The organism is Nocardioides sp. Root140 (assembly GCF_001426745.1).
In the GTDB taxonomy this organism is placed as follows: domain Bacteria; phylum Actinomycetota; class Actinomycetes; order Propionibacteriales; family Nocardioidaceae; genus Nocardioides.
Map to the genome: position 1 here is coordinate 231775 of NZ_LMFI01000012.1, position 15244 is coordinate 247018.

Here is a 15244-nt window from a genome sequence, read left to right on the forward strand (position 1 = left end):
CCAGGCACGAGGGCCGTGCCGCGGGTCAGGCGATGCCGACCTGCGGCACGGCGTCCAGGAGCGCCCGTTCGACGTCCCGGGGGTGGGCCGCGACCCTGCGCACGTGCGGCACGTCGTCCAGGGCCGGAAGACCGTCGCCGACCACCACGGCACGCCGGGCAGAGCGCAGCATCGCGAGGTCGTTGAGGTCGTTGCCCACGGCCAGGTCGGCGGCCCCGGTCGACGAGAGGCCCGCAACCGCCACGGACTTGTCGACGCCCGCCGCGACGACGTCCATGTCGCCGGTCGCGTGCGGCAGGGTGACGACTCCGGGCAGTCCGGCCGCAGCGAGCATCCCGCGTCGTGACTCCTCGATGCTGACCTTGAGCACGCCGTCCAGGGGTGGCCGCTGACCGGGGGCCATGAGTCGTCGCGCACGGTCTCCGAACCACGGCAGCGCCGTCGCGTCGCGGGCCACGAAGTGGTCGCCGTACTCCGCGCACCAGCCGACCCCGGCCCGGTCCAACCGCTCCAGCAGCCGGCCCACCGACGTGGCGGGCAGGGCACGGACGGTCGCCGGCAGGCCCCCCGGCGGCAGGTGCAGGGCCCCGTTGCAGCAGACCAGGTCGATCCGCTGCGCCAGGCGCCCGAACCAGTCCCGCAGGCACCGCGGGGAACGGGCAGTGGCCAGCACCAGCCTGACGTCCGGCCGCTCCGCGAAGTCCTCGAGTACGTCGACCAGAGGCTGGGCCGGGCACGTTCCGTCGAAGGTCAGGGTGCCGTCGAGGTCGCAGGCGATCAGCATGCGTGGGCTCCCTCCGGGGCACGCATACGGGCCGCGACCACGGCGGCGAGTCCACCGCCGACGATGAGGGCCGCGGCGACCAGGAGCCCCGGGGTGGCACTGTCCCCGTGTTCCCGAGGCACGACGTCGAGCGCGGTGACCACGGCCAGGCCGAGTGCCCCGCCGACGTTCTGGGCCGTGGTCAGCAGACCGGCGGTGGTCCCGCGCAGCGCCTCGGGCGTGGCGTCGATCGCGGCGATCGACGCGGCCGGGAAGCTGAGCGCCATGCCGATGCCGATCACGGCCATCGCGATCAGGATCCGCACCTCCGACGGACCGCGAGTGACCGTGGCGAGCAGCACCAGGCTGGTCGCGATCAGCAGCATCCCCACGGCCAGCGTCCGGCCCGGACCGTGACGACCCACGGCTGCTGCCCCGGCCCGGGAGGCGGCCGAGAAGGCCAACGGCTGGGGCAGGATCAGGAGCCCGACCTCGTAGGCGTCCATCCCGCCTCCGGCCTGCAGGTCGAGGCTCAGCACGAACATCGACGAGAGCACACCGGCGAAGACAGCCGCCAGTCCGAGACCGGCCCCGAGCACTCGGGGGCGCCCGAAGGTGCTGCGCGGGATGCCGCCCACGCCGCCCCTGCGCACGAGCACGCCGACGAGCAGCACCAACACCCCGGCGCCGGCACCGAGCGGCCCGACGGTGAGGCTGCCGACCCCGCTGACCAGGCTGAGCGCCAGGCCCAGGGCCACGGTGAGGAGCAGCGCTCCCGGCAGGTCCAACCGGCCGCTGCGGTGAGCCACCGAGGGCGGGATCCGCCACGTCGCGGCCAGGACCAGCAACACGATCGGCACGAGCACCAGGAAGCTCGAGCGCCAGCCCAGCGCCGTGACCAGTGCACCCGGCACCACCAGCCCGGTCGAGAACCCGACCGCACCCATGGCGCCGTACGCCGTCACGGCGCGGTTCCTGGCGGGGCCCTCGGGAAGGCCCGCGGTGATCAGGGCGAGGGCGGCGGGGGCGCTCAACGCGGCACCGGCACCTTGGGTGAACCGACCGACCACGAGAAAGGCGGCAGCGGGCGCGAGGGCACAGGCCAGGCTGCCGAGCCCGAAGAGGACGACGCCGAGGTGGAACAGCGTCCGGCGGTTGCTCCGGTCGACCAGTTGACCGGCCAGGGGCAGCAGGCCGGCGTAGGAGATCAGGAAGACGCCGGCGATCAGCTGGAGCTCGACCGGGCCGGGGGCGAACTCACCTTCCACGGCGCCGATCTGCACGTTGATGGCCGACGAGCTCATGCCCTCCAGGAAGAGGGCCAGGCACACGACCAGCGTGCGGGTCCGGGGCAGCGCGCGGAGCTGGGCGGCTCGGTCATCGGTTTCCAGTGGCATTGCAGCAGCGTGCCGGGGCATGCTTGCACGAGGCTTTCATCGCGATGTCCTCGTCGCTGCGACTGGTTGCGCTGTCCCGTGGGGGAGGGCCACCTGCTCGCCGACGCAATCCTCGGCCCGGGTCAGGTCGAGGCAGTGAGCGACCCCGAGGCCGCGATGCTGGTGCGCCTCGGACAGGACGGTGCCGGTGGGCTCCTGGCTCGCGCCCCGGCAGCGGATGCGCGCGGCCCGGGCACGGGCGACTAACCTTGTCCGGTGAGCACCCGAGCCGAGCAGTACGCCGCGCAGGTGCTGCGGCGTGAGGAGATCTCGCCGCACCTCGTGCGCCTCACCCTCGGCGGTGAGGGGCTGGCCCGATTCACCTCCACCGGAATCAGCGACGAGTGGGTCGGGTTGGTCGTGCCGGGCCAGTTCCAGTCCCGCTACTACACCGTGCGGTCATGGGACGGCGTCGAGCTGGTGCTCGACGTCGTGGTCCACGACGTCGGCCTGGTCACCGAGTGGGCGATGCGCGACTGCACCGGCGAGACCGTCACGATCACCGAGGCCAAGGGCTCCTTCGCGATGCCCGAGGAGAGCCGGTGGCTCTACCTCGTGGGTGACATGACCGGGCTGCCGGCGATGGCGAGGATCGTCGAGGAGCTCGGCCCCGATGTACGAGCCCATGTGTGGGCCGAGTCCCCGGAGCGGATCGACGGCTACTTCCCGGAGGCCCTGGAGAAGTCCGGCGACCTGACCTGGCTGGAGCCGCCCGGCCCCGGGCAGAGCAACCTGGCCGCGTTCACCGAGTCGCTGCCGTGGCCCGAGGGCCCCGGATACTTCTGGATGGCGGGGGAGTCCGCCCAGATGCGGGCGATCCGCAAGCACCTCATGCGCGAGGTGAAGCTGCCGAGCACGCAGTACGACGTGATGGGCTACTGGCGTGCGGCGCTGAAGCGCCAGCCGCGTGCGGTCGACCCCGGCCCGATCTACCGGGCAGGCAAGGCGGCAGGCAAGAGTGATGAAGAGATCTGGGCCGACTACGACGCAGCACGGGAGACGGAATGAATGAGCACGACAAGGACTTCGACGTCAGCGGCGTGGCACCGGCCGGACCCCTGCACGGCGAACGGCCCGAGGGCTACCGCAGCGGCTTCGTCTCCTTCGTGGGTCGTCCCAACGCCGGCAAGTCGACGCTGACCAACGCCTTGGTCGGCTCGAAGGTCGTGATCACCTCCTCGAAGCCGCAGACCACCCGCACCGTCGTGCGCGGCATCGTGCACCGTGACGACGCGCAGCTGATCCTCGTCGACACCCCCGGCCTGCACCGCCCGCGCACCCTCCTCGGCGAACGCCTCAACGACCTCGTCAAGACCACGTGGGCCGAGGTCGACGTGGTGGCCGTGTGCTTCCCGGCGAACGAGAAGATCGGTCCCGGCGACACGTTCATCGTCAAGGAGCTCTCGAAGGTCCGGCGCAGCGTGAAGGTCGCCATCGCGACCAAGACCGACCTGGCCACGCCCGAGCAGATCGGCGAGCACCTGCTCGCCATCCAGGCACTGGGGGAGCAGACCGGCACCGAGTGGGCCGAGATCGTGCCGGTCTCGGCCAAGAGCGGAGACCAGGTGCAGCTGCTGGCCGACGTACTCACCGCGATGCTTCCGGAAGGCCCACCGCTCTACCCGGACGGCGACCTGTCCGACGCGCCCGAGGAGGCGATCGTCGCCGAGCTGATCCGCGAGGCCGCGCTCGAAGGCGTGCGTGACGAGCTGCCCCACTCCATCGCGGTCGTCGTCGAGGAGATGGGCCTGCGCGAGGACCGCCCCGAGGACAAGCCTCTGCTCGAGATCCACGCATGGCTCTACGTCGAGCGTGACTCGCAGAAGGGCATCGTGATCGGCCACAAGGGGTCGCGCCTGAAGCAGGTCGGCACCGATGCCCGCATGCAGATCCAGGCCATGCTCGGCACCCCCGTGCACCTCGACCTGCGGGTCAAGGTGGCCAAGGAGTGGCAGCGCGACCCGCGCCAACTGCGCAAGCTCGGCTTCTGAGTCGGTGGGCCACGTGAGCGAGGACAACCGGGTGGCCCGCAACGTGGCCGAGCCGGCGAAGTCGGGGCCAGCGGGGCAGGCCAGATGGGCCGACTACCTCGACTGGGTGCGCGACGACATCGTGAACGGCGTCCTCTCCCTGTCAGCCGACGAGCAGCGCACGCCGCGAGTTCCGAGCGGATGGACCCCGATCGAGTTGCTCAGCCACTGCCTGCACATGGAGCAGCGCTGGTTCGTGTGGGGATTCCTCGGCGAACCAGTGGCCGATCCCTGGGGGGACTGGAACACCGACGAGCCGTGGGTCTCCGACGATTCCGACGAGACGCTGGCCCGGGCCAGGTGGGAGGTGGCGCCGGAGGTGACGGCAGCCGACCTGGCCGCAGGCCTGGAGCGGACAGCCGAGCGGACGCGTCGAGTGCTCCGGGACTTCGCCCCTGACGCTATTGCCGCGCCCGGTGGCCGCTTCGCGCACGACCCTCCGACCCTGGAGTGGGTCTGCTTCCACGTGCTGGCCGAGTATGCCCGGCACGCCGGGCACCTCGACATCGTCACGGAACTGGCACCGCGGGTTTGAGTCCTCGGCTTCGCCGTGCTCAGGCCTCAGGCGCCCAGCAGAAGCCGTAGTGCTGGCCGGCCGACCACTGCTTCTTGTTCGGCCACTCGTAGCCCCAGGTGAACTTGAGCGGGTCGTCGGCCAGGTCGCGGACGGTGTCCTCGCAGGTCGACTGGCCGGCGTCGCTGGCGGCTTCGGCCCCCGGATAGGCGCCACCCTTCCCCGGTCGTACGTCGACCGTGCCGACCGCGCGCCACGAGTGCGAACGGGCACAGGCCACGCGTTCGAAGTCCTTGGCGCCCGGCTTGGCGGTGCCGCACATGCCGTACGTGGCGCGGCCCGCGTCGGTGCCGAGCACGCCCTTGGTCGGACCGTCGAGCAGCAGGAGCTCCTCGGGTCCGCCGATCGCGATCACCTCGCAGCGGAACCAGTCCTGGCCCTCGTCGGACTGCTCGACGGTGGGGCTGAACCAGACCGTGCTGAGCATGCTGAGGCGCAGGTCCTCCGCCGAGCCGCCGAGGAAGCCGGCGAGCTCGCGCGGGCAGGCGCTGGAGACCTGCTGCTGCACGCGATCGGAGTCGACGGTGACCAGGTGTCCGTCGACGACGGTGTCGAGGGTGCCGACGAAGAAGGTCTCGGCGGTGTGTTTCGCCTTGCAGGACACGGTCTTCGCGTCGAACGTGGGGGCCACCGCGGCGTCGTACGACAGGGAGTGGCAGGTGCCCGGCTTCGGGCGGGGTGCCGGCTTCGCCGGGGCGGGCGGGGTGGTGGACGCACTGGGGGTCGGGTCCGGGTCGGCGGACTTGTCGGATCCGTCCGAGCATCCCGCGAGGAGTCCGAGCGCGAGCAGGAGACTGGCGAGGAGGCGGGTCATCGGGGTGTCCTTGCCCAGCAGATGGAGCGCCGGTTGCCGGCGTCCCACTCGGCCTTGTGGAACCAGGTGTAGGCGTACTCGTAGTCGACCGGGTAGTTCATCCAGGCGCCCACCGAGTCGGAGCAGAAGTCGCGGGTCTTCACCTCGACCAGCCGGTCACCCGGGTAGGACTCGTCGTCGGTGCCGACCTTGATCGTGGTGACGGCACGCCAGTTGTGCTTCTCCGAGCACGGCACCTTCACCTCGCCGACCACGGTCGGGCCCTCGGCACAGACCATCCACTTGTCCTCGGGACGCCCGGTGAGCAGGCCCTTGGCGGTCTCGGGGAGGTCGACGTACTCCTTCGACTGCTCACCACCACCGACCAGGTCGCAGCGGTACCACCGCGCGCCCTTGTCCCAGGCCTTCTCCGACGGGCGGAACCACGCCCAGCTCACCACGGTGCGCATCACCAGCGACTCGTCGGCGCCGAGGAACTTCTCGAACTGGCCGGAGCAGCGCTCGTAGGCGAACTGCGCCAGTCCGTCGTCGTCGTAGTCGGCCTCGTCGTAGGTCGCGGGCAGGGGGCCGACCGCGTAGGTCTCGGCCGTGTGCGTCTCCGCGCAGTCGACGGTCTTGGTCGCGTTGCTGCTCTTCTCTACGTCGCCCGGCTCGAGGTCGCGGCACGCGCCCAGCTCGGGGGCCTCGACCGCGTCCAGCTGGGCGGGGTCGACACGGTCGCTGCCGTCGTCGTTTCCGCATCCGGACAGGACCAGCACGATCGGCAGTGCGACGGCCGGCAGCAGTCGTCGTACAGGGGGCACGTGGGGAGTCCTCTAGGTCGTCAGCAGTGCCGCGATCGTACCGCCCAGCTCGTAGGCGGCCTCCGTCTCGGCCTCCCCGACGTCGCCGAGCACCTCGAGGACGTCGTAACCCTGGCGCCAGCCGAGGGCGCCGATGATCGACTGCACCGAGCGGACCGCTCCCGTGGTGTCGTAGCGGCCGTGGACGTAGAGGCCGTACGGGCGCTTGGCGGTGGGGCTCGCGTCGTCGCCGGGACCGGCGGCGCCGCTCGGATCGAGCGCGCCGCCGACCTGGAGGAACGTCGAGTCGAAGAAGTGCTTGAGCGCCCCGGACATGTAGCCGAAGTTGGCGCTGGTGCCGAGCAGGTAGCCGTCCGCGGCCAGCACGTCGTCGGCGGTCGCCTCCAGGGCCGGTCGTACGACGACCTCGACGCCCTCGATCTCGTCGTCGGAGGCGCCGGCGACGACTGCCTCGGTGAGGGCCTGCAGCGACCGGGTGGGGGAGTGATGGACAACCAGCAGTCGAGGCATGGACCCACCCTGTCACGGTCGCGAGGGTGCGCTAAAGTGGTTCCCGTCATGAAGATGCGCAGCCTCCTCCTTCGCTGCCGCAACGAGGCCTGAAGCCGGCCCCCTCGTTGCGGAGGTTGTGCTGCCTTCTCATGGGCTGCTCGTCCGGCATCCGGATCTCCAAGCAGCGAGGAAACCATGACCAACCTGAGCAACACCGGCAACCAGCAGTCCGCCAGCGGCATGCCGTTCGAGCGGTACACCGCCTTCGTGCCCGTCGACGTGCCCGATCGCACGTGGCCCACGAAGAAGATCACCAAGGCCCCGCGATGGCTCTCCACCGACCTGCGTGACGGCAACCAGGCGCTGATCGACCCGATGACCCCGGCCCGCAAGCTGAGCATGTTCGAGCTGCTGGTGAAGATGGGCTACAAGGAGATCGAGATCGGTTTCCCCAGCGCCAGCCAGACCGACTTCGACTTCGTGCGCAAGCTGATCGAGGAGGACCGCATCCCCGACGACGTGCAGGTCTCGGTGCTGACCCAGGCCCGCGAGGACCTCATCGAGCGCACGATCCAGTCGCTGGTCGGCGCCGACCGCGCGACCGTGCACCTCTACAACGCGACCGCGCCGCTGTTCCAGCGGGTCGTCTTCGGGGTCACCCCCGACGAGTGCCGCAACATCGCCACCCGCGGCACCGAGATGGTGATGAAGTACGCCGAGGAGATGCTCGGCGACTGTGACTTCGGCTACCAGTACAGCCCCGAGATCTTCACCCAGACCGACACCGACTTCGCGCTCTCGGTGTGCGAGGCGGTCTCCGACGTGTGGCAGCCCGAGGCCGGCCGCGAGATCATCCTCAACCTGCCGGCGACCGTCGAGATGTCGACGCCGAACACCTACGCCGACCAGATCGAGTACTTCGGCCGAGGCCTGACCCGCCGCGAGCACAGTGCGATCAGCCTGCACCCGCACAACGACCGCGGCACCGCGGTGGCCGCCACCGAGCTGGCGATGATGGCCGGTGCCGACCGCGTCGAGGGCTGCCTGTTCGGCCACGGCGAGCGCACCGGCAACGTCGACCTGGTCACGCTGGGCATGAACCTCTTCTCGCAGGGCATCGACCCGCAGGTCGACTTCAGTGACATCGACGAGGTGCGCCGCACGGTCGAGTACTGCACCAACCTGCCGGTGCACCCGCGGCACCCCTACGCGGGTGACCTCGTCTACACCGCCTTCTCCGGCTCCCACCAGGACGCCATCAAGAAGGGCCTCGAGGACCTCGACAAGCAGGCCGCCGAGCAGGGTGTTCCGGTCGGCGAGCTGCCCTGGGAGGCGCCGTACCTGCCGATCGACCCGAAAGACGTCGGGCGCAACTACGAGGCCGTGATCCGGGTCAACAGCCAGTCCGGCAAGGGCGGAGTGGCCTACATCCTCAAGGCCGAGCACAAGCTCGACCTGCCGCGGCGTGCGCAGATCGAGTTCAGCAGGGTCGTGCAGCAGCGCACCGACTCCGACGGCGGCGAGATGACGCCCGAGGCGATCTGGGACGTCTTCCGCAGCGAGTACCTCGACCGCGAGTCCCCGCTCAAGCTCAACTCGGTGCACACCTCCTCGGCTGCGGGTGAGAAGGACCAGCTCTCGGTCAACGTGTACGTCGACGGTGAGCTGCGCGCGCTGACAGCGTCGGGCAACGGACCGATCAACGCGTTCACCAACGCGCTCAACGACCTGGTCGAGACCGAGCAGGCGGCCGGCAACCCGGCGTACGCCGACCGCGGTGACGTGCGGGTGCTCGACTACCACGAGCACGCGCTCTCGGCCGGTGGCGACGCGATCGCCGCGGCGTACGTCGAGTGCGCGGTCGGTGACCAGATCCTCTGGGGTGTCGGCCTCGACGCGAACATCGTCACTGCCTCGCTCAAGGCCGTCGTCAGCGCCGTCAACCGCGCCTGACCCGCCGCGACCCTCCCCTAGTAACGCGGGGTTATGGTCGCTCCACACGCGTCGTCACGCGGGCAAACCGTCGACACGACCGCACAAGTGCGGCGGCTAGGGCAGCACCATCTCGTCGACCAGCAGGGCCGACCCCTCACGGAGGGGCTCGGCCCTGCCGGTCGCGACGAAGCCGAAGCGCTCGTAGACCCTCCGCGCGGCGGGGTTGCCCTGCGCGACGTCGAGGATCACCCGGCGTCCTTCGGCACGGGCCTGAGCGACCACCTCGTCGAGCACCAGTCGTGCCAGGCCTCGGCGACGGAACTCCGGAGCGGTCCACATCGCCACGATCTGGGCGACTCCGTCCTCGATCCGGAAGGCCCCGCCCAGGGCGGCCGCGGCGCCGTCGACGAAGACGACGACGGGCGTGCTCTGCATTCGCATCAGCCAGTCGTCTTCCGTGAAGGCCTCCTCCCGGGCGAGCGTGGACCCGAAGGCATCGGGGGAGTCGGCGAGGGACCGCAACCGGATCTCGCGCCACACCGGCCACTCCTCGGGGGCCAGTCGGCGTACCTCGATGCTCATGACGTCGCTCCTGCCGTCTCGGCGTCGTACTTGTTGCGGACGGCGTCCCGCATCTGGTCGATGTTCTCGCGGAGCGCGTCCGAGATCAGCTCGTCGGTGCGCGGGTCGTTGAGCACCGAGAAGACCAGCCGGAACACCGTGTCACTGACCAGGCGCACGACGTCGTCGTGGAACGGCAGGAACTTGAGCCGACCCATCTGCTGGTCCTTCTTGATCAGCTCGACGATCATCAGGTCGAGCTCGGCACGGTTCTCGTCGAGGGCGCGGGCGATGTTGCTGGTGTAGTTGCCCGTCTGCAGCACGGCGGTGACCTCGTCCATCACGGCGATCGTCACCGGCCTCTTGATCACCTCGACGATGGAGTCCGTGCCCTGCTTGACGATGGCTGCGGTGACGCGGTCGCCGAAGGCCCGGTCGGCGGCTCGGCCGAGGCGGGCCAGGACGATGAAGACCCGCAGCAGTCGGAACGAGCGGAACGCCGGGTTCGAGACCGGGATCATGCCGAGCACCTCGTACCAGTACTTCAGCGGGAACTTCCAGCCCTCACGCGATCGGCGCCAGCGCCAGAGGAACTCGACGGCGAACAGCGCGCAGATCGCGTAGTCAGCGCGGATCACCCAGCGCTCGGTCCCGGGCGAGACGTCCCAGAAGGTGATCCACGACAGCAGCACCACCGAGATGATCGCGATGACCAGCATCGTCCAGTCCGCGAACCCCACCGGGGGCTTGGAGGGGTAGCTCGCGAGAGGCGACCGATCGGCGCCGGGGTTGTTCTGTCGGGTGTTCGTGGGCATGCGGACAACAGTGTCAGGTCGGCCACGGATAGGGTCGGCGCCATGCGTACCGCTCGGAGAATCACCGCTGTCCTGGCCGTCACGGCTGCCCTCCTCGCCACTGCCGCGTGCGGCGACTCGGACTCGGACGACTCGTCCGACGACAACACGGACTCGGCCGCCGTGTGCACGGCGGACGACATCGAGGTCAGCGGTGAGTTCGGCGAGAAGCCTGAGGTGACGCTGCCGGACGACTGCACCCCGCCGACCGAAGTGATCACCAAGGACCTCTCGGCGGGCTCCGGCCCGGAGGCGAAGGCCGGAGACACCGTGCTGACGGACTACCTGCTGGTGACCTGGTCGAACCAGCAGGTCCTGGACAACTCCTTCGACCGCGGTGAGCCGTTCCCGGTCACGCCACTGGGCCAGGCCCCGGTCATCGACGGGTGGAACGAAGGACTCGTCGGCATCCAGGAGGGCGCCCGCCGCCTGATCATCATCCCGCCGGCCAAGGGCTACGGTGCGGGCGGCAACGGGGTCGAGCCGAACGAGACCCTCGTCTTCGTCGTGGACGCGGTCGCGGTCAGCTGACCTGCCGGGGGCCGGGCGGACGGTAGATTGCTGGCCATGTCGCGCTCACCCCTGGTCTCCGAACGCATCGGCCAGTTCTTCCTCGGCGAGGACCGCCTGGAGTACACCGAGTACGGCTCCGGCGACCGCTGGGTGGTGCTGCTGCACGGCCAGCTGATGCTGCGCCGCATGTGCCAGCCGCTGGCGCGCGCCCTGGCCGCCGAGGGCATGCACGTGGTCACCCTCGACCTGCTCGGCCACGGTCGCTCGGACCGGCCGGCCGACCCGATGGTCTACTCGATGACCGCGTTCGGGGAGCAGGTCGTCGCGCTGCTCGACCACCTCGGCGCCGACCAGGCCGTCATCGGCGGCACCTCCCTGGGCGCCAACGTCTCGCTGGAGGTGGCGGCGATCGCTCCCGCGCGGGTGCGCGGCCTCCTGGTCGAGATGCCGGTGCTCGACAACGCCGTTGAGATGGGGATGGTGGTCTTCGGCCCGATGATGCTGGCGGCGCGGTTCCTGCCGTTCACGGTCAGCCTGACCCGCGCCGTGACGCGTCGGGTGCCGCGCGGGCTGGTCCCCTTCTGGGCGGGCATCGTCCTCGACACCTGCGACCAGCAGCCCGCGCCGATGGCGGCGGTGATGCACGGCATCGTCTTCGGCCGCATCGCCCCTCCTTCAAGCCTGCGCCGCGCCATCGACGTACCCACGATGGTGGTCGGGCATCCCGCCGACCCGGTGCACCCGGCGGCAGACGCCGCGATGCTGGCCGCCGAGATCCCGGCTGCCCGGTTCGTCCGCGCCGAGAGCATCTTCGAGTGGCGGTTCCGGCCCGAGCGCCTGGACGGCGAGGCGGCCGAGTTCGTCCGCGGGTGCTGGGAGACACGCTCCGCCAGCGGGCTCCGGGGCGTCTGAGACGGCACAATGGACCCGTGCCCCTCTATCGAGCCGAAGCCGTCGTGCTGCGCACCCACAAGCTGGGTGAGGCGGATCGGATCATCACGCTCCTGACCCGCAACCACGGGCTGGTGCGGGCGGTGGCCAAGGGCGTACGCCGCACGTCGTCGCGGTGGGGCTCCCGTCTCGAGCCGTTCACGCACGTCGACCTGCAGCTGGCCGAGGGACGCAACCTCGACACCATCACCCAGGCCGTGACCCTGGCCCCGTTCTCGGGAACCCTGGGCGCCGACTACGACCGCTACACCGCCGGTACGGCGATGCTCGAGACCGCCGAGCGCCTGATCATGGAGGAGCGGCAGCCCTCGTTGCAGCAGTTCCTCCTGCTCGTCGGCGGGCTGCGCGCGCTGACCACACCGGAGCGGCGTCCCGGGCAGGTGCTCGACTCCTACTTCCTGCGGTCCCTGTCGGTGGCCGGCTACGCCCCGTCGTTCGACACGTGTGCCCGCTGTGACGCGCCCGGTCCACACCGGTGGTTCAACCCGGCGGCCGGCGGCATCCTGTGCAGCGCCTGTCGCCTGCCGGGTTCGGCGAACCCGTCCGCGGAGACCGTGGCCGTGCTCGGCGGGCTGCTGGCCGGTGACTGGCCGCTGATCGACGCCGCCGAGCCCCGTCACCTCAAGGAGGCCAGTGGCCTCGTGGCGGCGTACCTCCACTGGCACCTCGAGCGCCGGCTCCGCTCGCTGGAGTACGTCGAGCGCTGACCGACCGCGTCAGTCGGTGGGTGCGCCGTTCTCGATCCAGTCGTCGACGGTGCGGTTGAAGCGCTGCAACGAGCGGAGGAACTCGTCACGCTCGGTCTGGGACCACGACGCCAGCATGATGTCGAGCAGCCCACGCCGACGGTCGCGTTCCTCGTGCACGGCCCTCGCGCCCTCGGTGGTGAGGGTGAGCACGGAGGCCCGACGGTCCGTGGGGTCGACCGTCTTCTCGGCCAGGCCGAGCCGTACGACGGCCTGCACCTGCCGGGTGATCGTCGAGGGATCGAGGCGGAATGCCTGGGCGATCGCGCCGAGTCGCTGGGGGCCGTTGTCGTCGAGCAGGCACAGGATGCCGTAGCTGGAGCGCTCGAGCTCGACCTCGCCCGAGGGCGTGCGGACATGGATCAACTGCGAGCGTCGCAGGATGGTGAACAGCTGCTGCTCGATCTGATCGTTCTGGTTCTCCACGAAGGCAGCATAGGCCGCGAGGGGCCAAGCTCTAGGGTTGTCCACGTGAATCGTGTGCCACGTCGTCCGCATCCGCACCCCTCCGGTGCCACCCCGCCGCCGATCCCCAAGGAGCTCGTGCCCCGGCACGTGGCCGTGGTGATGGACGGCAACGGCCGCTGGGCCAAGGAGCGCGGCCTCCCGCGGACGGCGGGACACGAGCAAGGTGAGTCGTCGTTGTTCGACGTGGTCGAGGGGGCCATCGAGATCGGCGTGAAGGCGGTGTCGGCGTACGCGTTCTCGACGGAGAACTGGTCGCGCTCGCCCGACGAGGTGCGCTTCCTGATGGGCTTCAACCGGGACGTGATCCGGCGCCGGCGCGACGAGATGCACGAGCTGGGTGTGCGCGTGAAGTGGGCCGGCCGGGCGCCGCGGCTGTGGAAGTCGGTGATCAAGGAGCTGCAGGTCGCCGAGGAGCTGACCAAGGACAACAAGGTGTTCACGCTGACCATGTGCGTGAACTACGGCGGTCGGGCCGAGGTGGCCGACGCCGCGCGGTCCATCGCCCAGGCCGTGGCTGACGGGCGCCTGGACCCCAAGAAGGTCGACGAGAAGACCTTCGCCAAGCACCTCTACGTGCCCGACCTCTCCGACGCCGACCTGGTCTGGCGTACGTCGGGGGAGCAGCGGCTCTCGAACTTCATGCTCTGGCAGGCGGCGTACAGCGAGTTCGTCTTCTCCGACGTGCTCTGGCCCGACGTCGACCGCCGGCACCTGTGGGCCGCGATCGACACCTACGCGCGCCGCGACCGTCGCTACGGCGGCGCCCTCCCCAACGCGCCCGCCTGACCCGCCCCCGCCGACCAGCCCGCCCGCCCCGCCCGCCCGCCCCGCCCGCCCGCCCCCGCCACGTGTAACGCGCTGTCCACGTCACTTCGCACCCCACCGGCAGGGGGCGGAATCAATCGGTCTAAGCAACTCAACCCTGTTGGGTGGTGTTGTGGATGCCGAGGTATGTGTCGTATGAGCAGCGCGAGGAGTTCTTCGGGTTTGGGCGGAATCAATCGGTCTAAGCAACTCAACCCTGTTGGGTGGTGTTGTGGATGCCGAGGTATGTGTCGTATGAGCAGCGCGAGGAGTTCTTCGGGTTGCTCTGCTTGGGGATGTCGCTGCAGGCCGCGGCTGTTGCGGTCGGCGTGTCGGTGACCGCTGGGAGGTCGTGGTGGCGATCCTCGGGGCTTGTGACTCCTGTGATKTCGATTGGTTCTGTCGGTGGCCTACCGGGTTCTGCTCCACCGCGTGTGCCGGGTGTGCACGGTCCGGGAGAACGGCCACGACGACGGCGGGCGTTGACCAGTGAGGACCGTGCAGTGATCGCGGTGGGGTTGTTGTGTGAGTGCTCTTGTGCCCAGATCGGCGCGATGATCGGGCGGGACAAGTCGGTGATCTCTCGCGAGGTGGACCGCAACCGGGGACCTGACGGGTCCTACTGGGCTCCGGTGGCGCACCGGGCCGCGCACGAGCGTCGTCGCCGCCCCAAGGGGTTCAAGCTGCTCAGCAACCCTGCACTGTGCCGACGGATCGAGGCGTGGATGGATGACGGGTGGTCACCGGGTCTGATCGCCGCGGTGCTCAGGGCCGATGCCGGGTCGAACATGATGGAGCGTGTGAGCCACGAAACGATCTACCAGGCGCTCTACGTGCAGGCCCGTGGTGGGCTGCGCGCCGATCTGCACCGCCAACTGTCGCTGAAACGGCGACAGCGCAAGCCGCGGGGCAGCAGCGACGGGCGAGGCACGAGCTTGTATCGGGAGGCGTTCACGATCCGGCAACGACCCGCCGARGCCGCCGACCGGGCGGTCCCGGGGCATTGGGAGGGCGACCTGGTCACGGGTACTGCGAACGGGTCCGCGRTCGGCACACTGGTGGAGCGGTCGACCCGTTTCACCATCTTGTTGCACCTGCCCGGGCGCCATGACGCCGAGGCGGTGGCCGAGGCGATGATCCGTGAGATGAGCAAGCTGCCCGAGCACCTGCGGCGTTCGCTGACTTGGGACCGCGGCCCGGAGTTGGCCAGGTACCGCCAGGTCCAACTCGAGCTCGCGATGCCGGTCTACTTCTGTGACCCCCACTCGCCGTGGCAGCGGGGCACGAACGAGAACACCAACCGGCTCCTGCGGCACTGGTTGGAGAAGGGCAGTGACCTGTCCGTGCACACGGCCGAGGACCTGGACCGGATCGCTGCCACACTCAACGCCAGGCCCCGCCCTACCCTTGACCTGCAGACCCCCGCACAAGCGCTGGCTGCGCTGCTCGCCAAACCGGCAGCAGCATGACCGTTGCTTAGACCGATTGACCTAGCCCCCT

18 protein-coding genes are annotated in these 15244 nt (G+C 70.0%); 10 read left to right on the forward strand and 8 right to left on the reverse strand.

What is annotated here, in order from left to right:
* Positions 1–25: 25 nt before the first annotated feature.
* Complete coding sequence (locus ASD30_RS21195) at positions 26–784, reverse strand: HAD family hydrolase (RefSeq protein ID WP_056686717.1); 759 nt, start codon at positions 782–784, stop codon at positions 26–28.
* The gene (locus ASD30_RS21200; RefSeq protein ID WP_056686721.1) at positions 778–2160 is read right to left on the reverse strand and encodes an MFS transporter; all 1383 of its coding nucleotides are present in this window, start codon (positions 2158–2160) and stop codon (positions 778–780) included. The genes ASD30_RS21195 and ASD30_RS21200 overlap by 7 nt, the downstream gene beginning before the upstream one ends.
* A 78-nt stretch (positions 2161–2238) precedes the next feature.
* Between ASD30_RS21200 and ASD30_RS26755 the strand changes: the two genes are divergently transcribed.
* From ASD30_RS26755 to ASD30_RS21215, 4 genes are read left to right on the forward strand one after another with little or no spacing between them, the layout of a single operon-like run.
* The gene (locus tag ASD30_RS26755) at positions 2239–2406 is read left to right on the forward strand and encodes a hypothetical protein (protein ID WP_156393741.1); all 168 of its coding nucleotides are present in this window, start codon (positions 2239–2241) and stop codon (positions 2404–2406) included.
* A gap of 9 nt (positions 2407–2415) precedes the next feature.
* Positions 2416–3207 (forward strand): siderophore-interacting protein, encoded by a 792-nt coding sequence (locus ASD30_RS21205; protein WP_056686724.1) that lies wholly within the window; start codon positions 2416–2418, stop codon positions 3205–3207.
* Positions 3204–4190 carry a GTPase Era gene (gene era, locus ASD30_RS21210; RefSeq protein ID WP_082564054.1) on the forward strand — a complete coding sequence of 329 codons (987 nt, stop codon included), beginning with the start codon at positions 3204–3206 and terminating at the stop codon, positions 4188–4190. Before ASD30_RS21205 ends, era begins: the two co-directional genes overlap by 4 nt.
* A 13-nt stretch (positions 4191–4203) precedes the next feature.
* Entirely contained in the window at positions 4204–4764 is a 561-nt protein-coding gene (locus tag ASD30_RS21215) for a mycothiol transferase (RefSeq protein WP_235532647.1), read from the forward strand.
* A gap of 19 nt (positions 4765–4783) precedes the next feature.
* On the opposite strand, the gene ASD30_RS21220 is transcribed toward ASD30_RS21215, so the two are convergent.
* The 3 genes from ASD30_RS21220 to ASD30_RS21230 are packed head-to-tail and all read right to left on the reverse strand — an operon-like array spanning position 4784 to position 6930.
* On the reverse strand, positions 4784–5617 hold the full coding sequence (locus ASD30_RS21220) for a septum formation family protein (RefSeq protein WP_056686726.1): 834 nt from the start codon (positions 5615–5617) through the stop codon (positions 4784–4786).
* Complete coding sequence (locus ASD30_RS21225) at positions 5614–6420, reverse strand: septum formation family protein (protein ID WP_056686729.1); 807 nt, start codon at positions 6418–6420, stop codon at positions 5614–5616. Before ASD30_RS21225 ends, ASD30_RS21220 begins: the two co-directional genes overlap by 4 nt.
* Before the next feature lie 12 nt (positions 6421–6432).
* A complete protein-coding gene (locus tag ASD30_RS21230; RefSeq protein ID WP_056686732.1) occupies positions 6433–6930 on the reverse strand; it encodes a flavodoxin family protein in 498 nt (165 codons plus the stop codon).
* A gap of 177 nt (positions 6931–7107) precedes the next feature.
* On the opposite strand from ASD30_RS21230, the gene leuA reads away from it, so the two are divergent.
* Positions 7108–8865: a 2-isopropylmalate synthase gene (leuA, locus tag ASD30_RS21235; RefSeq protein ID WP_056686735.1), complete on the forward strand. Its 1758-nt coding sequence runs from the start codon at positions 7108–7110 to the stop codon at positions 8863–8865.
* Positions 8866–8961: 96 nt separating this feature from the next.
* On the opposite strand, the gene ASD30_RS21240 is transcribed toward leuA, so the two are convergent.
* Complete coding sequence (locus tag ASD30_RS21240; RefSeq protein WP_056686738.1) at positions 8962–9429, reverse strand: GNAT family N-acetyltransferase; 468 nt, start codon at positions 9427–9429, stop codon at positions 8962–8964.
* Positions 9426–10223, reverse strand: a complete 798-nt coding sequence (locus tag ASD30_RS21245; protein WP_156388887.1) for an ion transporter — start codon at positions 10221–10223, stop codon at positions 9426–9428. The genes ASD30_RS21240 and ASD30_RS21245 overlap by 4 nt, the downstream gene beginning before the upstream one ends.
* Positions 10224–10265: 42 nt before the next feature.
* Here ASD30_RS21245 and ASD30_RS21250 point away from each other — a divergent pair, with 42 nt between their 5' ends.
* The 3 genes from ASD30_RS21250 to recO are packed head-to-tail and all read left to right on the forward strand — an operon-like array spanning position 10266 to position 12433.
* Positions 10266–10793: an FKBP-type peptidyl-prolyl cis-trans isomerase gene (locus ASD30_RS21250; protein WP_056686741.1), complete on the forward strand. Its 528-nt coding sequence runs from the start codon at positions 10266–10268 to the stop codon at positions 10791–10793.
* Between the two features lie 36 nt (positions 10794–10829).
* Positions 10830–11687 carry an alpha/beta fold hydrolase gene (locus ASD30_RS21255; RefSeq protein ID WP_056686744.1) on the forward strand — a complete coding sequence of 286 codons (858 nt, stop codon included), beginning with the start codon at positions 10830–10832 and terminating at the stop codon, positions 11685–11687.
* Positions 11688–11704: 17 nt separating this feature from the next.
* On the forward strand, positions 11705–12433 hold the full coding sequence (gene recO / locus ASD30_RS21260) for a DNA repair protein RecO (protein WP_056686747.1): 729 nt from the start codon (positions 11705–11707) through the stop codon (positions 12431–12433).
* Between the two features lie 9 nt (positions 12434–12442).
* On the opposite strand, the gene ASD30_RS21265 is transcribed toward recO, so the two are convergent.
* Positions 12443–12898, reverse strand: a complete 456-nt coding sequence (locus ASD30_RS21265) for a MarR family winged helix-turn-helix transcriptional regulator (RefSeq protein ID WP_056686750.1) — start codon at positions 12896–12898, stop codon at positions 12443–12445.
* 45 nt (positions 12899–12943) lie between these two features.
* Between ASD30_RS21265 and ASD30_RS21270 the strand changes: the two genes are divergently transcribed.
* Positions 12944–13726: an isoprenyl transferase gene (locus ASD30_RS21270; protein ID WP_056686753.1), complete on the forward strand. Its 783-nt coding sequence runs from the start codon at positions 12944–12946 to the stop codon at positions 13724–13726.
* Positions 13727–13980: 254 nt separating this feature from the next.
* Entirely contained in the window at positions 13981–15213 is a 1233-nt protein-coding gene (locus ASD30_RS21275) for an IS30 family transposase (protein WP_056686756.1), read from the forward strand.
* The last annotated feature ends 31 nt before the right edge of the window (positions 15214–15244 follow it).